Annotated in this window: 19 protein-coding genes; 8 read left to right on the top strand and 11 right to left on the bottom strand. The window is 33.7% G+C overall.

Annotated elements, in window-relative coordinates:
• Positions 1 to 58: 58 nt before the first annotated feature.
• From DFR66_RS12170 to DFR66_RS12185, 4 genes are all read left to right on the top strand, one after another.
• Positions 59 to 637: a non-canonical purine NTP diphosphatase gene (locus DFR66_RS12170; protein ID WP_114755110.1), complete on the top strand. Its 579-nt coding sequence runs from the start codon at positions 59 to 61 to the stop codon at positions 635 to 637.
• Positions 638 to 843: 206 nt separating this feature from the next.
• A complete protein-coding gene (locus tag DFR66_RS12175; protein ID WP_114755111.1) occupies positions 844 to 2,769 on the top strand; it encodes a DEAD/DEAH box helicase in 1,926 nt (641 codons plus the stop codon).
• An 86-nt stretch (positions 2,770 to 2,855) separates the two neighbouring features.
• Positions 2,856 to 3,623, top strand: coding sequence for a carboxypeptidase-like regulatory domain-containing protein (locus tag DFR66_RS12180; RefSeq protein ID WP_114755112.1), 768 nt, complete (start codon positions 2,856 to 2,858; stop codon positions 3,621 to 3,623).
• Positions 3,624 to 3,745: 122 nt separating this feature from the next.
• Positions 3,746 to 4,084: a DHCW motif cupin fold protein gene (locus tag DFR66_RS12185; RefSeq protein ID WP_114755113.1), complete on the top strand. Its 339-nt coding sequence runs from the start codon at positions 3,746 to 3,748 to the stop codon at positions 4,082 to 4,084.
• 283 nt (positions 4,085 to 4,367) lie between these two features.
• Here the strand turns inward: DFR66_RS12185 and DFR66_RS12195 are convergent, their stop codons facing one another.
• The gene (locus DFR66_RS12195; protein ID WP_114755115.1) at positions 4,368 to 5,831 is read right to left on the bottom strand and encodes an aminoacyl-histidine dipeptidase; all 1,464 of its coding nucleotides are present in this window, start codon (positions 5,829 to 5,831) and stop codon (positions 4,368 to 4,370) included.
• Between the two features lie 109 nt (positions 5,832 to 5,940).
• Between DFR66_RS12195 and DFR66_RS12200 the strand changes: the two genes are divergently transcribed.
• Entirely contained in the window at positions 5,941 to 7,002 is a 1,062-nt protein-coding gene (locus DFR66_RS12200; RefSeq protein WP_114755116.1) for a DUF3810 domain-containing protein, read from the top strand.
• Between the two features lie 81 nt (positions 7,003 to 7,083).
• Here the strand turns inward: DFR66_RS12200 and DFR66_RS12205 are convergent, their stop codons facing one another.
• Positions 7,084 to 8,388, bottom strand: a complete 1,305-nt coding sequence (locus tag DFR66_RS12205; RefSeq protein WP_114755117.1) for an NAD(P)/FAD-dependent oxidoreductase — start codon at positions 8,386 to 8,388, stop codon at positions 7,084 to 7,086.
• A gap of 285 nt (positions 8,389 to 8,673) precedes the next feature.
• Between DFR66_RS12205 and DFR66_RS12210 the strand changes: the two genes are divergently transcribed.
• Positions 8,674 to 9,177, top strand: a complete 504-nt coding sequence (locus DFR66_RS12210; RefSeq protein WP_114755118.1) for an RNA polymerase sigma factor — start codon at positions 8,674 to 8,676, stop codon at positions 9,175 to 9,177.
• The gene (locus DFR66_RS12215) at positions 9,174 to 9,806 is read left to right on the top strand and encodes a hypothetical protein (RefSeq protein WP_114755119.1); all 633 of its coding nucleotides are present in this window, start codon (positions 9,174 to 9,176) and stop codon (positions 9,804 to 9,806) included. The genes DFR66_RS12210 and DFR66_RS12215 overlap by 4 nt, the downstream gene beginning before the upstream one ends.
• A 70-nt stretch (positions 9,807 to 9,876) precedes the next feature.
• On the opposite strand, the gene DFR66_RS12220 is transcribed toward DFR66_RS12215, so the two are convergent.
• Positions 9,877 to 10,686 carry a lysophospholipid acyltransferase family protein gene (locus DFR66_RS12220; RefSeq protein WP_114755120.1) on the bottom strand — a complete coding sequence of 270 codons (810 nt, stop codon included), beginning with the start codon at positions 10,684 to 10,686 and terminating at the stop codon, positions 9,877 to 9,879.
• A 140-nt stretch (positions 10,687 to 10,826) separates the two neighbouring features.
• Positions 10,827 to 11,465 carry an NUDIX hydrolase gene (locus DFR66_RS12225; RefSeq protein WP_114755121.1) on the bottom strand — a complete coding sequence of 213 codons (639 nt, stop codon included), beginning with the start codon at positions 11,463 to 11,465 and terminating at the stop codon, positions 10,827 to 10,829.
• Positions 11,466 to 11,557: 92 nt separating this feature from the next.
• Between DFR66_RS12225 and DFR66_RS12230 the strand changes: the two genes are divergently transcribed.
• Positions 11,558 to 11,998, top strand: a complete 441-nt coding sequence (locus DFR66_RS12230) for a DUF4268 domain-containing protein (protein WP_114755122.1) — start codon at positions 11,558 to 11,560, stop codon at positions 11,996 to 11,998.
• 194 nt (positions 11,999 to 12,192) lie between these two features.
• Here DFR66_RS12230 and DFR66_RS12235 read toward each other — a convergent pair whose 3' ends face one another.
• The 7 genes from DFR66_RS12235 to DFR66_RS12265 all read right to left on the bottom strand — a co-directional run bounded on the left by DFR66_RS12235 (position 12,193) and on the right by DFR66_RS12265 (position 20,967).
• On the bottom strand, positions 12,193 to 12,603 hold the full coding sequence (locus DFR66_RS12235) for a hypothetical protein (RefSeq protein ID WP_114755123.1): 411 nt from the start codon (positions 12,601 to 12,603) through the stop codon (positions 12,193 to 12,195).
• An 11-nt stretch (positions 12,604 to 12,614) separates the two neighbouring features.
• Positions 12,615 to 13,559, bottom strand: coding sequence for an NAD(P)H-dependent flavin oxidoreductase (locus tag DFR66_RS12240; RefSeq protein WP_114755124.1), 945 nt, complete (start codon positions 13,557 to 13,559; stop codon positions 12,615 to 12,617).
• A 12-nt stretch (positions 13,560 to 13,571) separates the two neighbouring features.
• On the bottom strand, positions 13,572 to 15,188 hold the full coding sequence (locus tag DFR66_RS12245) for a S8 family peptidase (protein WP_114755125.1): 1,617 nt from the start codon (positions 15,186 to 15,188) through the stop codon (positions 13,572 to 13,574).
• A 132-nt stretch (positions 15,189 to 15,320) separates the two neighbouring features.
• A complete protein-coding gene (gene mnmA, locus DFR66_RS12250) occupies positions 15,321 to 16,508 on the bottom strand; it encodes a tRNA 2-thiouridine(34) synthase MnmA (protein WP_114755126.1) in 1,188 nt (395 codons plus the stop codon).
• A gap of 72 nt (positions 16,509 to 16,580) precedes the next feature.
• Complete coding sequence (locus tag DFR66_RS12255; RefSeq protein WP_114755150.1) at positions 16,581 to 17,294, bottom strand: toxin-antitoxin system YwqK family antitoxin; 714 nt, start codon at positions 17,292 to 17,294, stop codon at positions 16,581 to 16,583.
• An 88-nt stretch (positions 17,295 to 17,382) separates the two neighbouring features.
• Entirely contained in the window at positions 17,383 to 19,287 is a 1,905-nt protein-coding gene (yidC, locus tag DFR66_RS12260; RefSeq protein WP_114755127.1) for a membrane protein insertase YidC, read from the bottom strand.
• A 66-nt stretch (positions 19,288 to 19,353) separates the two neighbouring features.
• Positions 19,354 to 20,967, bottom strand: a complete 1,614-nt coding sequence (locus DFR66_RS12265) for a CTP synthase (RefSeq protein WP_114755151.1) — start codon at positions 20,965 to 20,967, stop codon at positions 19,354 to 19,356.
• Between the last annotated feature and the right edge of the window lie 40 nt (positions 20,968 to 21,007).

Genomic DNA, 21,007 nt, shown 5'->3' on the forward strand with positions numbered 1-21,007 from the left:
TTTTTTCTATGTAAAGCCTACTTCAAGTCATTATCTTTGTTACATCAAAACACATCATATGAAAATAGTTTTTGCTTCAAACAACCCTAACAAAATCTTGGAATTACAAAGCATGCTTCCTGAAACTATTAGTATTTTAAGTTTAGAAAGTATTGGCTGTTTTGAAGACATTCCAGAAACTGCAGATACTATTGAAGGAAATGCCATTCTAAAAGCAAACTACGTAACTCAAAACTACGGTTACGATTGTTTTGCAGATGATACCGGATTAGAAGTCCTCGCTTTAGACGGAGAACCGGGTGTTTTCTCAGCTCGCTATGCTGGCGAACAACGCAATGCAGATGATAATATGGATAAACTTTTGAATGCACTTAGCAATCAAAACGACCGAAGCGCTCAATTCAAAACAGTAATTGCATTAAATTTAAACGGAAAACAGCATCTCTTTACAGGGATTGCACGAGGTGAAATTACTTTAGAAAAAATTGGAAATCAAGGATTTGGCTACGACCCTATTTTTAAACCAGAGAAATACGATGAAACATTTGCTCAATTATCTTTAGAAGTAAAAAATAGAATCAGCCACAGGGGAAAAGCAACGCAACAATTAATAGATTTTTTGAAGCTAAATAAATAAACATAACCTGACACAACATTTTTTATAACAAAATACTAGTCCGTTAGTCATAATTTTACTCTCAAATGTGTAAATTGGAAACGCAAATTCACAAATAAAATTATAACATTCTGATAATCAAATTATAATAAATCATTAAATCTTAAAATAGCATTAGTTTATATGGATTATAAACAGTAATTTTGCACCCTATTTTAAAAATACATATGAATAAATTTGAACAATTAGGATTGAGTGAATCGTTACTGAAGGCGATTTTAGATCTAGGATTTGAAAATCCGACCGAAGTACAGGAGAAAGCGATTCCCCTATTATTGGAAAAAGATACAGATATGGTTGCGTTGGCTCAGACAGGGACAGGGAAAACGGCAGCTTTTGGTTTTCCAGTTATCCAAAAAATTGATGCTAACAACAGAAACACACAGGCATTAATTTTATCTCCAACACGCGAACTTTGTTTGCAGATTACCAACGAAATTAAAAACTACTCTAAATACGAAAAAGGTATTAATGTGGTAGCAGTTTACGGTGGAGCTAGCATTACAGAACAAGCGAGAGACATAAAGAGAGGCGCACAAATTATTGTGGCAACTCCAGGAAGAATGCAAGATATGATTAATAGAGGTTTGGTAAACATATCTCAAATCAATTATTGTATTCTTGACGAAGCTGACGAAATGTTGAACATGGGTTTCTATGAAGATATCGTAAACATCCTTTCGACTACGCCAGACGAAAAAAACACATGGTTGTTCTCTGCAACAATGCCAGCTGAAGTAGCACGTATTGGAAAACAATTTATGATAGATCCAATTGAAATTACAGTTGGAGCTAAAAACTCAGGTTCTGCTACAGTTTCACACGAATTTTACCTTGTTAATGCTCGTGATCGTTACGAAGCTTTGAAACGTTTAGCTGATTCTAATCCAGACATTTTCTCAGTAGTTTTTTGCCGTACCAAAAGAGATACGCAGGCTGTTGCTGAAAAATTGATCGAAGATGGATACAGCGCTGCTGCTTTGCACGGAGATTTATCTCAAGCACAACGTGATGGTGTAATGAAATCTTTCCGTGGTAGACAAATCCAAATGCTTGTTGCAACTGATGTAGCTGCTCGTGGAATTGACGTTGATAACATTACTCACGTAGTAAATTATCAATTACCTGACGAAATTGAAACTTACAATCACCGTTCTGGACGTACAGGTCGTGCTGGTAAATTAGGAACATCTATCGTAATTGTAACTAAAAGTGAATTGCGTAAGATTTCATCTATCGAAAGAATCATCAAACAAAAATTTGAAGAGAAAACAATTCCTTCTGGAATTGAAATCTGTGAAATCCAATTGTTACACTTAGCTACAAAGATTAAGGATACTGAAGTTGATCACGAAATTGACACTTACCTTCCTGCAATCAATAGCGTACTTGAAGGTTTATCTAAAGAAGAATTAATCAAGAAAATGGTATCGGTTGAATTCAATCGTTTTATCAATTATTACAAAAAAACAAGAGACATTTCTAATCAAGCTTCAGGTTCTGAAAGACGTGACCGTGATGATAGAGATGGTGCTCCAAGAGAGAATAACAATGGTGGTGCAACAAGATATTTTGTGAACATTGGTTCTAGAGACAATTTTGATTGGATGTCATTAAAAGATTATTTGAAAGAAACATTAGACTTAGGTCGTGATGACGTTTTCAAAGTAGATGTAAAAGAAGGTTTCTCTTTCTTCAACACTGATCCAGAACATACTGATAAAGTAATGGAAATATTGAACAACGTACAATTAGAAGGACGTAGAATCAATGTTGAAATTTCTAAAAATGACGGTGGCGGAAGACGTGATCATAACGGAAGAAGTTCTGGCGGAAGTTTTGGTGGCGGAAGAAGTTCAGCTCCAAGAAGAGAAGGAAGCTTTGCTCCAAGAAGAGAAGGTTCAGGCGGATTTAGAAGCGACAGAAATTCTGCTCCAAGAGAAGGTGGATTTGGCGGAAGAAGTGATGCTCCAAGAAGAGAAGGTGGTTTTTCATCTGACAGATCTAGAAGTGAAGGTTCTTCTGATAGAGCACCAAGACGTTCTGAAAGCTTTGGTGATTCACCAAGACCAAGAAGACCAAGAAGAGATTAACACTTATTGTTAATTTTCTTATAATTATACTGGAACTACAAAATATTTAATCCTGTTTTATTACTTTTAAAGTCTTAAACCAGTTTATGAAATATTTTGTAGTTTTCTTTTTTTTAATAGTATCCGCAACAGCGTTTTCGCAAGTTAAAGAACCTTCCCAAAAAGTTGATGGTATAATTATCAGTAATACTACCAGACTGCCTCTATCTAGTGTAAACATTATCAATATCAACAAAGTAAGAGGAGCAACTACTGATGTAGGAGGTTTTTTTGAGATAGATGTCCAAGTAAATGACACCTTGCATATTACGAGTTTAGGATTTCAATCGCTACGTGTTAGAGTGACAAATGACTGGATCAAAAATAAAAGCACTAAAATACAGCTAACCGAAAAAGCAATCGCACTTGAAGAAGTGATAATCCGACCTTTTAATCTTACAGGTTATCTTGAAGTTGACACCAAAATTATTCCTGTAAAAGAAAATTATCGCTACAGTATTTCAGGATTAACACAAGGTTATGAAGCGGGTGAATATTCTCCCAATGCTTTTGGAAGAGTTCTGGGCTCCATCTTTAATCCAGCAGATATGCTCTATAAATTCTTTGGTAATAAACCAAAGGAGCTCAAAAAACTTAAAGAAATGAAGAAAGATGATACCGTGCGTAATCTTTTGGAATCAAAATTTGACAGAGAAACTATTGCCGTACTTTTAGGAATTGACAAAAATGAAATACCTGAAATTTTGCAACGTTGTAACTATTCTGAATCCTTTATTAAAACAGCAAATGACCTACAAATTATGGATGCCATAAGTGGTTGTTATGAAGAATATAAAGTTTTAAAGAAAAAATAAAATCTATTTTAAGATTTACAAATTAAAAAATTCCTCAATTCTAAATGAAATTGGGGAATTTTCTTTTAGTGTGGTTGCATTTGAATTTAAATCTAAATTAAACATTCAAAAAAAACGAAACTATGTCCAAAATACCTTTCCAAACGATACATTGGGATTCAATAGAAAAGACTGAACATAAAGGAGAAACCGGAACTGCTTATTGGCAAACCCTACAATTAGACGGACTTAGAATTCGAAAAGTAAAATATTCTGAAGGCTATTTAGCAGATCATTGGTGCCAAAAAGGACATATTGTTCATTGCCTTGAAGGCAATTTCATTAGCGAAATGGATAATGGAGAACAAGTACAACTATCAAAGGGAATGACTTACGTAGTTTCTGATGATGCAAGTTCCCATCGTTCTGTATCCACAAATGGCGTGGAATTATTAATTATCGATGGAGACTTTTTAAAATAATATTTAAAACAAACCAAAATAATTATATACATTTACCTGAATCAAGAATTAAAAACATAATCTAAATATCAATATCATGGCAAAAAGTCAAGACGCTAAAAAAACTACGAAAAAAGAGCCTTTAAAAACGGCTAAAGAAAAGAAAGAAGAAAAAAGAGATAAGAAAAACAGTCCTAAAAGAGACTAATAATTAGTGGTCAGTGTTCAGTTAAAAAAGAAGTGTTCAGTTTAAATACTGACTCCTAAACAACTGAACACCGATCACTTTTTCAATAACTAAATATTATTTTACCGGAATATTTGCTAAAATTTCCAATACAAATTTCCAAAATTTCTGAGAAGAGGAAATACTCGCTCTCTCGTCTGGGGAATGCGCACCGTGAATCGTAGGTCCAAAAGAAATCATATCCATATCTGGATAATTTGTCCCCAGAATCCCACATTCTAATCCGGCGTGACAAGCCACTACTTTAGGTTTTTCACCGTTTTGCTTTTCGTAAATTGGCACTAAAACATCTAAAATCTCTGATTTAGAATTTGGCGTCCAACCTGGATATGATCCTGAAAATTCTACTTCACAACCCATTAATTCAAAAGAAGAACGCAACGCATTAGCCAAATCAAATTTAGCAGTTTCAACAGATGAACGTGTTAAACATTGTACAGAAAGTTGCCCTTCACCCACAATAACTTTAGCAATATTATTAGATGTTTCCACTAAATCATCAAAATCAGCACTCATTCTGTACACTCCATTATGAGCAGTATACATTGCTCTGACAAAGTAGAACTGAGCAATAGAAGGCATTACTTTAGCAGGAGCTACACCCATTTTTTCAAAAACAACTTCTAAATTTGGCTCCGTTGTTTTTAACTCCGTTTTGATTTCGTTTACAATTTGTTGCATGTCAAAAACAAAAGCTTCATCATAGACTTCAGCAATAATAACTTTTGCCTGACTTTCACGAGGAATCGCATTGCGTAAACTTCCTCCTTTGATTTCAGAAATTTGCAAACCAAAATTATCAAAACCATCAAACAGTAATCGGTTCATAATTTTATTAGCATTCCCTAATCCTTTGTGAATATCCATTCCAGAATGCCCGCCTTGCAATCCTTTTACGGTAATTGTATATCCTACAGATCCTTCTGGAGTTTCTTCTTCATCATATTCCGCAGTAGCCGTTACATCAATTCCACCTGCACAACCAATGTCTATTTCATCATCTTCTTCCGTATCCATATTCAAAAGAATTTGACCTTGTAGAATACCGCCTTTAAGGTTCAACGCTCCAGTCATTCCTGTTTCTTCGTCAATGGTAAACAATGCTTCTATAGCAGGATGTGGAATATCTGTGCTTTCTAAAATTGCCATAATAGCCGCAACTCCAAGACCGTTATCAGCACCAAGAGTTGTTCCGCGAGCACGAACCCAATCCCCATCAACATACATATCGATTCCCTGTGTATCAAAATCAAAAACGGTATCCGAATTTTTTTGGTGCACCATATCCAAATGTCCTTGAAGCACGATTGCTTTTCGGTTTTCCATTCCAGCAGTTGCCGGTTTACGAATGATTACGTTACGGATTTCATCTTCAAAAGTCTCTAGTCCAAGGCTTTCGCCAAATTTTTTCATGAACTCAATTACACGTTCTTCTTTTTTAGAAGGACGCGGTACAGCATTCAAATCGGCAAACTTGTTCCAAAGTGCTTTTGGCTCCAGATTTCTTATTTCTTGACTCATATATTCTTGTTTGAGGTTTAAGATTTATAAGTCCCAAAGTTACAAAGTTTAAATTCGGTACGGTAGTAATTGATATTGTAATTATATTTACATTACCAAAATTCAAACATTGAAAACAAAATATTTCCTTTCCTCCTTCCTATTGATTCAAATAGTGCTTTTGCAAATTATTCCCTTTTACCCGGAACAGATAGAAGATTGGTACAGCAATGGTTTTTATCCAATAGTTTCGCTATTTTCGAGAACTATTTTAGGAGGAATTCCTTTTTCTGTAGGTGACTGCCTTTATTTTATTCTTATTTTATTTATTATAAAATGGTTTTGGGACAAACGAAAAAAATGGAAATCTAATTGGAAAGACACTGTTTTTAGCATCTTGAGTTTTGTTTCTGTTTTTTACTTTTTGTTCCATGTCCTTTGGGCATTGAATTATTTCCGTGAACCGCTTTTTGAAAAAATGGAAATTCAAAAAGATTATTCGGATGCCGATTTATTGGCTTTTACCAAAAAAATAATTACTAAAACCAATTCTGTTCAAAACCAACTCACAAAAAATAACAGCTTGAAAGTGGTATTTCCCTACTCACAAGAACAGGTTTTTGAAATGAGTCTGAATGGATATAAAAACTTGGCTGCAGAACATCCTTATTTTTCTTTTTACAAACTAAGTACTAAAAAATCACTGCTAAGCCTGCCTTTGACCTATATGGGTTTTGGAGGCTATCTCAACCCGTTTACTAATGAAGCGCAGGTTAACGATCTTGGGCCAATGTATAGTTTCCCAATGACTACGAATCATGAAATGGCGCATCAGATGGGTTACGCAAGTGAGAGTGAATGCAACTTTATTGGATTTTTAGCCTCTGTGAAAAATGATGATTTATACATTCAATATTCAGGATACAGCATGGCACTGCGGTATTGTTTAAATAATTGGCAAGCACGAGATAAAGCCGTTTTTAAACAATTATTAAAAACTGTAAATCCCGGTATTTTGAAAAACTACAAAGAAAGTGAGCTTTTCTGGAAGCAATACGACACGATCATCGACAAAGGTTTTCATGCTTTTTACGACCAATTCCTGAAAGTAAATCAGCAAAAAGATGGCATGGAAGGCTATAGTAAATTCGTGAATTTGATGGTGAATTATTACAAAGAAAAAGAGTTGTAAATTATGAGTTATGAATTATGAATTATGAGTTATAAACAAGTCCTTAAAACTTGTCATTCATAACTCATAACCCATCATTTTCTATACTTCATCACTAGTAAATGTCATAAAACTTTTCTTTTTGTAAGGTCTGATAATTAATCTTCCTTCACGGTCAAAACGAATGTAATTGTATACCCAATTCAGGAATACGACGGCTTTATTTTTGAATCCAATGAGGGAAAATAAATGGACAAACATCCAAACAAACCAAGCAAAAACACCACTAAAATGGTATTTTGGCAAGTCGACTACTGCTTTATTTCTTCCTATGGTTGCCATCGAGCCTTTGTCGTTGTATTCAAAAGCTTCCATGGGTTTGTTTTCGATTAATTTTACTAGGTTTTCACCCAATAATTCGCCTTGTTGCATGGCAGGTTGTGCCATCATGGGATGCCCTTGCGGATAGGTTTCAGATTCCATAGAAGCAATGTCTCCTACTGCAAAAATGTTTTCATAGCCAATTACCTGATTGAATTCATTGACCCGAATGCGTTCTACTTTCTCAACCAAAGATTTTCCATCTAATCCCGCAACGAGAGCTCCTTGAACACCTGCAGTCCAGATTACGGTGGCGGTTTCAAATGTCAAATCAGAATTTGTGGTAATAGTTCGTCCGTCATAATTAGTTACTCGCACGTTTTTCCAAATTTTCACACCCAGATTGGTTAGAAATTTTTCGGCAGCTTGAGAGGATTTCTCACTCATGGTATTCAGGATTCTGTCGCCACTTTGAATGAGATTGATTTGCATTTTGGCAATATCAAGATCGGGGTAATCTTTTTGCAGAATGGCTTTTTTCATTTCGGCCAAAGCACCAGCTAGCTCTACTCCAGTTGGTCCGCCACCTACGAGTACAAAATTGATAAGGCTATTTTGGTCGGCAACATCAGTAGTTAAAACAGCTTGCTCAAAATTTTCTAGAATCAGACTTCGGATATTGAGTGATTGCGGTATGGTTTTCATGGCCATACTGTTGCGCTCAATTTCTTTATTGCCAAAATAATTAGTTTTAGAACCTGTGGCAATCACGAGATAATCATAACTTAATTCGCCAATTTCGGTAATTACTTTTTGGTTTTTAGTATCTATTTCCTGGACATTGGTGAGTCTAAAATAAACGTCATCGTATTCCTGAATTACTTTTCTGATTGGGTATGCTATAGAACCGGCTTCGAGACCGCCTGTGGCAACTTGATATAATAAAGGTTGGAATGTATGGTAATTGTGTTTGTCTAAAAGGACAACCTGAACTTTTTTGTTTTTTAATTTTTTAGCTAATGCGATTCCCGCGAAACCACCACCAATGATTACTATTCTGTGTAAAGTTGAATTTGGAATGTTCATGTTTAAAAAATTCTGATTTTTTGATAATCAAAGATACAATGTTTTATACTATTGAATTTCATCAAATAGTATCGAAATTTTGGTTTTAGAAAAAGTTCATCAGGTTATTAAACGTTTAAATTAGCCCCATGGTAATAAAAATCCTTTATTTACTGATTTTTATCAGGAAATAAAGATTGTAATGTACAGCGGGACGAGTATTAGTTATGAAATGAAAACGTTGTGCTCCTCAAAAAAAATGCGCTACTTTGTAACAAAAACCAGTATAGGTTTACTAACGTATATATGAGTGATAATTTAGAACATTCTTTTGTAAAACAGCTTCAGGAAAATCAGAATATAATCCACAAAATTTGTAGGTTGTATACTAATGGTGAGGATGCACATAAGGATTTGTTTCAGGAAATTACGATTCAGTTGTGGAAAGCTTTTCCAAAATTCAGGGGTGACAGCAAATTTTCTACTTGGGCGTATCGAGTCGCGCTAAATACGGCAATTACTTTGTACCGAAAAACTAAACGTTCCATAAATACTATCGAATTTGAAGGGCGACAACATTTCCTGAAAGATGTAGAATATGATTATGAAGAGGAGGAACAATTGAAATTAATGTACAAAGCTGTTTACCAATTGAATGATATAGAAAAGGCGTTGATATTTATGTATCTAGAAGACAAGGATTATCAAGAAATATCAGAAACATTGGGAATTAGTGAGGTAAATGCAAGGGTGAAAATGAATAGAATTAAAGGTAAATTAAAAAAAATATTAAATCCATTAGGAATATGAAAGAACTGGATTTATTAAAAAAAGACTGGCAGAAGAACGAGAATTCTTTTGAGCAGGTGTCAGAAATCGAGATTTACAAAATGATACATAAAAAATCATCTTCGATTGTGAAGTGGATTTTGATTATTAGTATTTTGGAGGTTTTATTGTGGTCGTGTCTGAGTCTTTGTTTTGACTCTGATGGGTATTTAAAAAACATCCAACATTCTGAATTAATTGGCTATTTTGAGCTACTCAATTATGCCAATTATGCTGTAATTTTGATTTTTATTTATTCTTTTTATAAAAGATATAAAGTAATATCTACAATAGCCACAACTAAACAATTGATGCAGGATATACTAAAGACCCGAAAAACAGTTCAATATTATGTTTGGTATAATTTAGGAATGTTAGTGTTTAGTTTAATTGTAGGATTTATTATTGCATTTGCCTACAATCCTGAAATGGATACTTTCAAGCAGCAAATAAATAGTAGCGCTAAGATTATGGCCATTACAATTGGAGTATTAAGTATTTTAAGTATTGCGTTATTTGGCTTACTTTGGCTGTTTTACCGAGTATTATATGGCACTTTACTACGTCGTTTGTATGCTAATTATAAAGAACTAAAGAAAATAGACCTATAAATAAAAAAAAAGTCTTAAAATTCAATGTCCAATATTGAATTTTAAGACTTTTGACTTTAGGACTAAATGTTTAATATTCCCATTTTCGTAATCGATTTAATTCTTCCTGTTCTTTAATTTCTTCAGCAGGAATAACTTTTAGAAATGAAGCATGTTGCTCGATTGCATATTCTACTTTTTCTACAATTTCCTCGATGGTATCATTGTCATAATCAATATCCAAAGGTTCTTTGATAATAAAGGATTGCAGGATTCCTTTCTTCTTCATGCGTAGCCCTTTTTTATCAAACGAACGACGGAAACCGTCAATAACAATAGGCACCACGATAGGTCTGTGCTGTTTGATAATATGTGCTGTTCCTTTGCGAACAGGTTTAAACGATTTTGTGGTTCCTTGCGGAAAAGTGATTACCCAACCATCAGCTAGCGCAATTTTTATGTTTTCAGTATCATCCGGGTTTATATCTTTTTTCTCCTGAACATCAACTCCTTTAGCACGCCAAGTACGCTCTACAGAAATTGCTCCAGCGTACGCCATAATTCTTGGTAATAATCCTGCTTTCATGGTTTCTTTGGCTGCTACATAATAGATATTCATTTTAGGTTGCCACAAATAACAAACATTCTTGATAGTATCATCACGTCCGCTTAAACTTGCATTAAAAACATGAAACATAGCAACGACATCCGCAAAATAGGTTTGATGATTGGAAATAAAAAGTACGTTGTTATCCGGTAAATTTCTGATGATTTCAGAACCTTCAATTTGTAATTCGTTAAAACCTCTATACCGCCTATGCGTCATGGCTCCGAAGATTCGGATTAGCCATTTTTTTATAAATAATATGTGTCCAAAAGGATTTCTCTTCAACAATCCCATAAAATTGTGTATTTTTTTGTGAATTTGGATTACAAACTTACGAAATTTATATTTGAAGTTTGTTGATGATTTCTACTGGGCTTTTTTCAAAAAAAGGAAGTATCTAACTCATTCTTTTATAGAACTAAAATTTAAATTTATTAGCCCAAAACTTCCCTCAGAACTTCTTTTAACTCACTCATCATCATTGCGGTAGCACCCCAAACAATATGGTCTTCAATTTTAAAAGCCGGAATATTGATGTTGTCAGCGTAGGAAGTAGACAAGATTGTATCTACTACAAGCGCATCGTGTAAGAAAACCGTCAAAGGCAATTCGATAATATTAGCCACTTCAGAAGCTTGTGCAACAAAAACTAATTCTTCTTTACTGATACCTAAAAAAGGATAAACCATAAAGTTACTTGGCGGAATATATAATTCTGTAAATGGTTTAATAATTTCTATTTTTTCTGGGTGTATTCCTACCTCTTCATGTGTTTCCCGAAGTGCCGTTTCAGCAAAATTTTCATCCTCTAATTCGTATTTACCGCCAGGAAATGCAATTTGTGCCGAATGAATTCCTTCATAAGAATTTCGGACAATCAATACCAAATGTACAGTATCATTTTTAGGATAAAAAAGCATCATTACAGCAGCTATTCTGGGCTTTTTATCAATGTTGATGTTTTTTAAGCTTTCTAATCGCTCAATTGGAGCCATTTTTATATGTGCGTCAAAAGCTGGAAGCCTTGCTTCAATTAATTTAGGAACATACTGTAAAAATTCTTGAAAATTCATAATCAAAGTCTATTTTTGCAAACAAAAAGCATCTAAATATAGTTTAGAAAATACAATTGCACAAGTTTTCTATAACCAAAAAGTCCTTACAAATGTACAGTAAAGAAGAAACACAAAGATTAAAACGAGAATTCTGGATTGCTTTTGCAGAGAGATATCCTAGAAAATGGATATTATACGATACTAAAATCAAGGATTTCTCTTTTAAATTTTATGTAGACAATAAAAAAGCCCAAGTTTTAATCGACATTGAACACCGAAGCGATGAAAAAAGAATTGCTTATTTTGAAAAACTGGAGGCGTTAAAAAATATTCTTGAAGAGGAATTTATTAAAGACTTAATTTTCGAAAAAGAATACACACTGGAAAGTGGCAAAACAATAAGTAGGATTTGGGTTGAAAAACTAGGAGTCGGTGTTAGTAATCGTAACTATTGGGATGAAATATTTGATTTTTATAATGAAAAAATGCACGCTTTAGAATTATTTTATTTAGAGTACGATGATTTTATAAAAGACATTGAAAAGCTTTAATGATATTAATCAAAATATAGACCAATATTTTTTTGTCTCATCGAGCGCAGTCGAGATGCAATATACGTTCTCGACTGCGCTCGAACTGACAAATTAGAAATAAAAATATAAATTAGAATCCCGTTCACTATTAAAAAAAGCATTAATTCGAACGATTTAATTATTCAAATTGAAGCATTTTTTCATCCAATTCATCACATATTGAAGATATTATACACAATAATCCGATCTTCATAATTGATATACAATTGCTTCCTATTATCCTGTTTTTTTCTGGTGATGATAGAAACAGTACAATTTAATCCTTCATTATCCTTACAGGTAAAAGAATAAACAATATCAGAATCATTTTCTTCGATAGGCTGATAGTCAATGATTTCAAATAATTGAATGATTTGTGAATAAACCACTATTCTATTTTTATCGGTATCAAGCGTGACTAGAATATTGACCAAATCTAAATCAGACCATTTGCCCCATTTTCCTTTTTCTGTTTTTTCTAAAACACTAAAACCAGAAGTTTTAAATTTATATTTTTGGCCAAAGGAATGTTGTAATCCCATTATTAAAAAAAATAAAACTATATATTTTTTTATTTTTATCATTCCTTAATAAATTAAAAATCAAAATTAATTATTTCTTTTTTGGCTGCTTCAAATTCAGTTATCACTTCCTGAATAATTGCTTCTGCTGATTTTATGTCGTGAATCAATCCTGCTATTTGTCCTATCTCTAATTCGCCTTCGATTAAATCACCTTCAAACATGCCTCGTTTTGCTCTAGCTCTTCCCAACAAACCAATAAGTTCTTCTTTTGTTGGACATTTTTCATACAATTGCTGAACATCTTGATAAAATTTATTCTTAATCAATCGAACTGGAGCGAGTTCTTTCAAGGTTAGTTGTGTATCACCCTCTTTAACATTTACAATCGTTTCCTTAAAATTCTCATGTGCAGATGATTCAATAGATGCTGCAAATCTACTTCCTACCTGAACACCATCAGCTCCCAAAACCATTGTTGCAAGCATACCACGACCGGTTGCGATACCTCCGGCAGCAATCAAAGGAATGGTTATCTTTTCTTTTACCATAGGAATCAGTGTAAGCGTAGTTGTTTCCTCTCTACCATTGTGCCCTCCAGCTTCGAAACCTTCGGCAACAATTGCATCTACTCCCGCATCTTGTGCTTTTAGTGCAAAAACAGAACTACTTACCACATGTACAACAGTTATGCCATTATCTTTCAAATAAGAAGTCCATGTTTTAGGATTACCCGCTGATGTGAAAACGATTTTTATGCCTTCATCAACGATAATTTTCATGATTTCTTCGATATTGGGATATAATAATGGAACATTTACCCCAAAAGGCTTTGAAGTAGCCTTTTTACATTTTTGAATGTGTTCCCGCAAAACTTCAGGATACATGGAACCTGCTCCAATCAATCCTAAACCTCCGGCATTACTCACTGCACTTGCTAATTTATAACCACTATTCCAAATCATTCCTCCTTGAATAATTGGATATTTAATATTAAAAAGGTTTGTGATTTTATTCATAGAGTATTAATGCTATAATTTTTTAATTATTTTTCCCGTTTTAGAAAAACCATCCGATTCCATTTTATAAAGGTACACACCATCATTTAGAGATTTCAATGAAATAGTAGTTGTTTGAGGAGTGATTTTTTGTTCTAAAACTTTTTGACCCAAAATGGAATAAATATATACTGTTCCCGTATCAAATGTTGAAGGTAAAGAAACCGAAACGGTATCACTGGCAGGATTGGGATAGAGTATAAAATCATCTTTAGAAAAAGATTCTAAATCCAATTGGTTGCTTATTGCCAATGCAAAATCAGGAATACCATATCCATATTGATTATCTGGTGTCATAAATTTATCCGAAGATCTCAATACTAATTCTCTAATTTCCTGATTTGTTTTTTGGGGAAACGCCTGCCACAAACAAGCAATCATTCCAGCCATTATGGGGCTTGAAAAAGAAGTTCCATTAGCAGTAACAATATTTCCAGCTGGATCAGATACTATCGTTGCTAGCCCTTGTGCCATAACATCCGGTTTTATTCTTGCGTCAAAAGTTGGACCTACTGAACTGAATGAAGTCAATACTTCTGATGAATTTACTGCGCCTACAGTAATTACTGAAACAGCATCTGCGGGCGTTCCTATATTTGGATTTGATGTACCACCTGAATTACCTGCAGAAGCAACAACAATCATACCTCTGCTGTATGCAATTTCTGCTCCACGGGATATAAATGCACTTGTACCATTTATTTCACTATATGTATGGCTATATGCTGCATTATCGTAATCAAAATACCCCAAAGATGTATTGATTATGTCGACCCCTAAACTATCTGCTCTTTCTGCAGCTTCTACCCAAAGCGATTCTTCGATAGGATTTTCTGAAGTATCATCTTCGGTAATAAATAAATAATAAGATGCATCTGGTGCCGTTCCTACTAATGAATTTTCTTTGTAACCACCCATTGAAGAAAGCACTAAAGTACCATGTGAAACTCCAGTATAAAAATCAGGATCTCTTAATACAAAATTATAACCACCTAATATCTGGTTATTAGCTCTTAATCTTTGAAATGGCTGAGCTGTATTGACTCCAGGAAATCCACCGTCTAAAACTGCTATTATTTTACCGGAACCTGTATAATTCTGTTGGTGTAACTGATGACCGTTGAGCATCTGAATTTGATTAGCTGAAGCACCATAAGCGTATTCAATTTTGGTTTTCTTAACACTATTTACCTTCTTAACTTTTGAAAGCTTCGCAATTTTTGCAGTTTGATTGAGTGATTTATCAGCAAAATCAACTTTATCTACGAAAGAAAGTAGAGCCAATGAATTAATATTAGCTTGTGAACCACGAACATGGATTGCGTTCATCCATTTAGATTTTGCCATAACTGTAATTCCAGTAGACATTTTTACCTGATTAATAAAGGTTTCCTCGACTGGAACATCTTTAAAGTCTATGGATATATTCTGATTTGTTCTTCTATCTAATGCTCTTTGTGTAAGCATTTCTAGAGGACTATCTAAATAAAATTTTGAATTGGGCTTTGCATTAAAATATACCCAGGCATCTTGCTGAGAAAAACCAACCGTTGTAAAAAGTAAAAAAAGTAATGTATAGATTTTTTTCATAGTTAAACATTATATATTTGGCCCTAAAACTTAAAGTATTGTAAGGATTGAAACATTATTATTGCTTTTCAGAAGATAGTTCATTCCAGAAAAGTATTTGTTTTTAGATATTTATATAAATAAAGTACTAAACTAAGAAATTACACCCGAACCAACTAATTCTTCTCCTAAATACCAAGCAGCAAATTGCCCTTCTGTTATTGCGGATTGTGGTTCGTCAAAAGCTACGTACATTCCGTTTTCAAATTGATATAAGGTAGCGGTTTGTAATGATTGTCTGTATCGTATTCTAGCCTTGACATGCATCGTTTCTCCATTGGCCAAAGCCAAATCTTCACGAATCCAATGCACTTCATTTTTTTCTATAAATAAAACACTCTTGAACAAACCAGGATGTTGACTGGTCAATCCTGTGTAAATAGTATTAGTTTCTACATTAGTAGCAATAATAAACAATGGATCTGTAGTACCGCCAACGTTTAATCCTTTTCGTTGTCCAATAGTGAAATAATGTGCCCCTTGGTGTTTCCCCACTACTTTCCCCATATCTGGAGTGTAAGGAATTTTTTTGGCATCAGACATTAATCGATCTTCCAGAGTTAACTCAGTTTTATTTTCAAAACTGTAGATTGGATCGTTTTTATCTATTTGAATTATAACTCCTTCTTTTGGTTGTAATTTTTGTTGTAAAAACTCTGGTAAACGTACTTTTCCAATAAAACACAATCCTTGAGAATCTTTCTTTTCGGCAGTAATCAAATCCATTTGAGCCGCTATTTCACGAACTTCCGGTTTTGTTAATTCACCAATAGGAAATAATGATTTTGCCAATTGCACTTGAGATAATTGACATAAAAAATACGATTGATCTTTATTAGTATCAGCACCAGCTTTAAGTTGATAAACTGTTTCTCCATTGACTTCGATTTCACTTTTTTGGCAATAATGTCCAGTAGCTACATAATCAGCACCAAGACTTAAAGCAATTTTCATGAAAACATCAAATTTTATTTCGCGGTTACATAGAACGTCAGGATTTGGAGTACGCCCTTTTTCATATTCATTGAACATATAATCCACGATTTTCTCTTGGTATTCTTCACTCAAATCAACCGTTTGAAAAGGAATTCCTAACTTTTCAGCAACTAACAAAGCATCATTGCTGTCTTCAAGCCACGGACATTCATTAGATATAGTAACTGAATCATCGTGCCAATTCTTCATAAAAAGACCTATGACTTCATACCCTTGTTGTTGCAATAAATAAGCGGCAACACTTGAATCTACACCTCCAGAAAGTCCTACAACAACACGCTTCATCTTCAAAAAATTATAATTTTACAATGGAGCAAAGTTACAAAAGATTTACAACAGTATTTGTTAAGTATAAAGTTAATTGTTTTTGGATTTTGTTGCATTTTCAGGAAAACTCATATTCATTTCTTTTACCAATTTCCCTTTTTCAAAAAACTGCCAAACACCTGATTTTTTACCATTTACAAACTGCCCTTTAGAAACTATATTCCCATTTGTATCGCTAAAAATTGCTAATCCACTGTATATGTTGTTTTTAAACATTGACTCTTCCAATACAATTCCTTTTTCAGTGTATTTTTTATAAAAACCATTCTTCAAATTGTTTTTATAATTTATTTCTTCTGCAATTTTTCCACTTGGATAAAATACGGTGCGCAATCCTTCTAACTTTCCATTTACATAATTCTCAGTTGTCATAATGTTTTTCGAAGCTTGGTGGTAGTACTTCCATTGTCCTTCAAATAATTTATTGACCACCTTACCTTCGCTTACTTTATTTTTATTTTGGTCATAGAAAATAGTATACGCAGAATTATCTTTTGCACTAAATTCTCTTGTAGCAATTAAAGATTTAGCTTTTGTATCATCGTAAAAATTAAAAACTCCAACTTCTTTTCCGTGCTCAAAAGTACCTTCATATCTCGGCCTTTTAGATCCCTCAAAAAAACCTCTCCAAACTCCGTGTTTTTTACCTTTTTCATCTAATTTATTGAAATCTGTTTGCGCATTAAGACAAAACAAATTCAAAAACATTAAAATAAATATTCCTTTTTTATAAAACACCTTCATAATTACTTTTTTATAATAACGAACTTGCATCGCTTAAATTATATGTAAACAAAAAAAATCCCGAAGATATCGAGATTTTTTTTTTGAATTATTTCTTTTTCTGTTGTGCCTTTTGAGCTTCTGCTTGTTCCATAACTTCTTGAAGTTTCTTCTGGAATTTACCTTGCTTTTTCGGCTCTTTCAGTTTGTTCTCTTGAATTTGAGCATGAATTTTATCACTATCGATAAAGTATCTTTTGATGACAATCATAATTCCAATAGTAATTAGATTCGAAATAAAGTTATACAAACTCAATCCCGCACCATAACTATTAAAGAAAAACAACATCATTATTGGCGAAACATAAATCATAATCTTCATCATTTTCGCCATATCTGGCATTCCTTCTTGTTGCGGAGCAGCCATTTGCTGGTCACCAGAAGTCATTTTCATATAGAAGAAAATCGCAATCGAAGCCAAAACTGGAAATAAACTGATATGATTTCCGTAAAAAGGAATATAGAAAGGCAATCTTATAATTTCGTCAAAAGAAGATAAATCATCTGCCCAAAGGAAGCTTTTTTGTCTCAACTCAAATGCTGAAGGGAAAAACTGAAACGAGGCATACATAAATGGCAATTGAATCAAAGCTGGAATACAACCAGCCATAGGATTTACACCCGCTTTGTTATACAACTTCATTGTTTCCTGTTGCTTCTTCATTGGGTCTTTTTTGAATTTTTCTCCCAATTCCGTGATTTCAGGACGCAATACTTTCATTTTGGCTTGTGACAAGAATGATTTGAAAGTAATAGGCGACATCGCGATTTTTATAATTATTGTGAAAACAATAATCGCTATTCCGTAGGCAATGTAAGAACTTAAAAATCCGAATAAAGGAATAAAAATAAACTTATTAATCCATCCGAAAATCCCCCAACCTAACGAGATAATTTTTTCAAGATTTTGATCGTATGCTTTTAGTGTCTTATAATCAGTTGGGCCTAAATACCAACTCATTTTATGATCTAATTCCCCATTTGTAAAAGCTAAAGGAATATTCGCTTTGAATTGTTTCGTGTATGTAGTATCAATTTTATCATCTATAACTAAGTTATCAGACTTTACTTTAGCAGTTTCCAAAGGTGTCTTTGACAAAAGAATGGTAGAGAAAAAGTGTTGTTTGAAAGCAATAAAAGTGGCTTTTTCCAAATCAGATTCTTCTGTTTGACCTAAACCTGCATAATCAATTTTTCCATCTTCATGTTCGAAATAGATTTCAGTGTAACGGTTTTCATAAGAAACACTTTTCTCATTTCTGAAAGTTTTCAAATTCCATTCTAAATCCAATGGTTTTGCAGTATTCAATACTTTATTCAACCCTTGAGAACGAATATCAAAACCAATCATGTAATCGTTTGGTTTCAAAATGTATTTGTACTCCAAGAATTCGTTTGCTCCCGCTTTCAATTTCATCGACAAAATCTGATCTGCTCCAACTTTCGTTAAAGTAGGCTCAAAAAACAAATCTTTAGAATTTAAAGTACGGTTATCACTGGTTAGTAATTGCACATTTAAATTAGCATTGTTGTCTTTTATCAATTGTACTAATTGTCCAGAACCTTTTTTGAACTTTTCGAATTGTTTCAAAGTAGCTTCAACAATATATCCACCTTTATTGGCAATAGTCAACTTCACTACATCATTCTCGATTGTAGTCACACCAGCTTTCGCAGAAGGCAAAGTAGCCGAATAGGCAAAATCCCCCAACGTTTTTTGCAATTGTGCTAATTGAGTTGAGTCACCAGTTGTTGCCACTGCAATTGTAGCTTTTGCCACAGTTTTTAGTTCTAACTCCTTGGCTTTAGCTTCTCTAATCAACAACTCTTTTTGTGCTTTTTCAGCTGCAACCACTTTCGGGTCAGGTTGATTTTGGTACATGATGAATACCAAAATACCAAAAATTAATGCAAAACCGATAATCGAATTGAGGTCGAATTTTTTTTGTTCCATTATTATATTTAAAAAAAGTTTAATCTATTAGTATGAAGTTTGATGAATTGTTTCAAAATACAACAACTATTTTTTCTTTGCCTGAACGGCTGCTGCCACAAAATTCACAAAAATAGGATGCGGATTCGCTACTGTACTTTTGTATTCTGGGTGGTATTGTACCCCAATAAAAAACGGATGGTTTTCTATTTCTATAATCTCCACCAATCCAGTGTCAGGATTTACTCCAGAAGCAATCAATCCTGCGTTTTGCAATTGCGCAACGTAATTACTATTGTACTCATAACGGTGACGGTGACGCTCAGAAATCGTTTCTTTCCCGTATATTTTATAAGCCAATGAATCTTTTTTGACATCACATTTCCATGCTCCAAGACGCATTGTACCACCTTTATCAGTAACTGTTTTTTGCTCTTCCATAAGATTTACAACAGGATGCGCAGTATGATCATTCATTTCAGTAGAATTTGCATCAGCATAACCCAAAATATTTCTTGAATATTCGATAATCGCCATTTGCATACCCAAACAAATTCCAAAAAACGGCACTTTATTTTCACGAGCATATTGAACTGCTGCTATTTTCCCTTCAATTCCTCTTTCACCAAAACCAGGCGCAACTAAAATTGCGTCTAAACCAGAAAATTTCTCGTTTATATTATTCGCATCAATATGTTCTGAATGAATTGAAATAACATTTACTTTGGTTTCATTTGCAGCTCCTGCATGAATAAACGCCTCCAAAATAGATTTGTAGCAATCCTGCATTTCTACATATTTCCCAACCAAACCGATATTCACTGTATGTTTTGGATTTTTTAATCTTCGTAAAAAAGTATTCCAGTTTTTTAAATCCGGAGCCGCTTTTTTAGGCAAATCTAATTTCTTTAATGCAACGACATCAAGTCCTTCTTCTAACATTAAATTAGGCACTTCATAAATCGTAGAAGCATCGATAGACTGAATAACCGCTTCTCTTTTTACATTACAGAATAATGCCAATTTATTTCTTAGCTCTTCGGAAATTTCGTGTTCAGTTCTGCACACTAAAATATCAGCTTTAATACCGCTTTCCATCAAAGTTTTTACAGAGTGCTGCGTCGGTTTTGTTTTCAATTCACCTGCGGCTGCCAAATAAGGCACTAATGTAAGGTGAATTACAATCCCGTTATGTTCTCCCAATTCCCAAACCAACTGACGAACAGATTCTATGTAAGGTAAAGATTCGATATCTCCTACCGTTCCACCAATCTCTGTAATTACAATATCATAATCACCTGAATTACCAAGCAATTGCATTCTATCTTTAATTTCATTGGTAATATGAGGAACTACTTGTACCGTTTTACCCAGAAATTCTCCTCTTCTTTCTTTTTCAATAACCGAAAGATAAATTCTTCCAGTAGTAACATTATTCGCCTGAGAAGTAGGAACATTCAAGAAACGCTCGTAATGACCTAAATCTAAATCTGTTTCAGCACCATCATCAGTAACATAACATTCTCCATGTTCATAAGGATTTAATGTTCCGGGGTCTACATTAATATAAGGGTCAAACTTTTGGATAGTTGTACGGTATCCTCTGGCTTGTAACAATTTTGCCAATGATGCTGCAATGATTCCTTTCCCTAAAGAAGAAGTCACACCACCAGTGACAAAAATATATTTCGTTTGATTCATTCTGTTATTATTTGTGTTGTAGTTGTGTAAAAAACTTGGC

Origin of the sequence: Flavobacterium glaciei (genome assembly GCF_003350545.1) — a bacterium.
GTDB classification, from domain to species: domain Bacteria; phylum Bacteroidota; class Bacteroidia; order Flavobacteriales; family Flavobacteriaceae; genus Flavobacterium; species Flavobacterium glaciei.

Bases quoted from the DNA above. Each gene is read 5' to 3' on its own strand.
- DFR66_RS12170 (WP_114755110.1), top strand. From the start codon at position 59: ATGAAAATAGTTTTTGCTTCAAACAACCCTAACAAAATCTTGGAATTA.
- DFR66_RS12175 (WP_114755111.1), top strand. From the start codon at position 844: ATGAATAAATTTGAACAATTAGGATTGAGTGAATCGTTACTGAAGGCG.
- DFR66_RS12180 (WP_114755112.1), top strand. From the start codon at position 2,856: ATGAAATATTTTGTAGTTTTCTTTTTTTTAATAGTATCCGCAACAGCG.
- DFR66_RS12185 (WP_114755113.1), top strand. From the start codon at position 3,746: ATGTCCAAAATACCTTTCCAAACGATACATTGGGATTCAATAGAAAAG.
- DFR66_RS12195 (WP_114755115.1), bottom strand. From the start codon at position 5,831: ATGAGTCAAGAAATAAGAAATCTGGAGCCAAAAGCACTTTGGAACAAG.
- DFR66_RS12205 (WP_114755117.1), bottom strand. From the start codon at position 8,388: ATGAACATTCCAAATTCAACTTTACACAGAATAGTAATCATTGGTGGT.
- DFR66_RS12210 (WP_114755118.1), top strand. From the start codon at position 8,674: ATGAGTGATAATTTAGAACATTCTTTTGTAAAACAGCTTCAGGAAAAT.
- DFR66_RS12215 (WP_114755119.1), top strand. From the start codon at position 9,174: ATGAAAGAACTGGATTTATTAAAAAAAGACTGGCAGAAGAACGAGAAT.
- DFR66_RS12220 (WP_114755120.1), bottom strand. From the start codon at position 10,686: ATGGGATTGTTGAAGAGAAATCCTTTTGGACACATATTATTTATAAAA.
- DFR66_RS12225 (WP_114755121.1), bottom strand. From the start codon at position 11,465: ATGAATTTTCAAGAATTTTTACAGTATGTTCCTAAATTAATTGAAGCA.
- DFR66_RS12230 (WP_114755122.1), top strand. From the start codon at position 11,558: ATGTACAGTAAAGAAGAAACACAAAGATTAAAACGAGAATTCTGGATT.
- DFR66_RS12235 (WP_114755123.1), bottom strand. From the start codon at position 12,603: ATGATAAAAATAAAAAAATATATAGTTTTATTTTTTTTAATAATGGGA.
- DFR66_RS12240 (WP_114755124.1), bottom strand. From the start codon at position 13,559: ATGAATAAAATCACAAACCTTTTTAATATTAAATATCCAATTATTCAA.
- DFR66_RS12245 (WP_114755125.1), bottom strand. From the start codon at position 15,188: ATGAAAAAAATCTATACATTACTTTTTTTACTTTTTACAACGGTTGGT.
- mnmA (WP_114755126.1), bottom strand. From the start codon at position 16,508: ATGAAGCGTGTTGTTGTAGGACTTTCTGGAGGTGTAGATTCAAGTGTT.
- DFR66_RS12255 (WP_114755150.1), bottom strand. From the start codon at position 17,294: ATGAAGGTGTTTTATAAAAAAGGAATATTTATTTTAATGTTTTTGAAT.
- yidC (WP_114755127.1), bottom strand. From the start codon at position 19,287: ATGGAACAAAAAAAATTCGACCTCAATTCGATTATCGGTTTTGCATTA.
- DFR66_RS12265 (WP_114755151.1), bottom strand. From the start codon at position 20,967: ATGAATCAAACGAAATATATTTTTGTCACTGGTGGTGTGACTTCTTCT.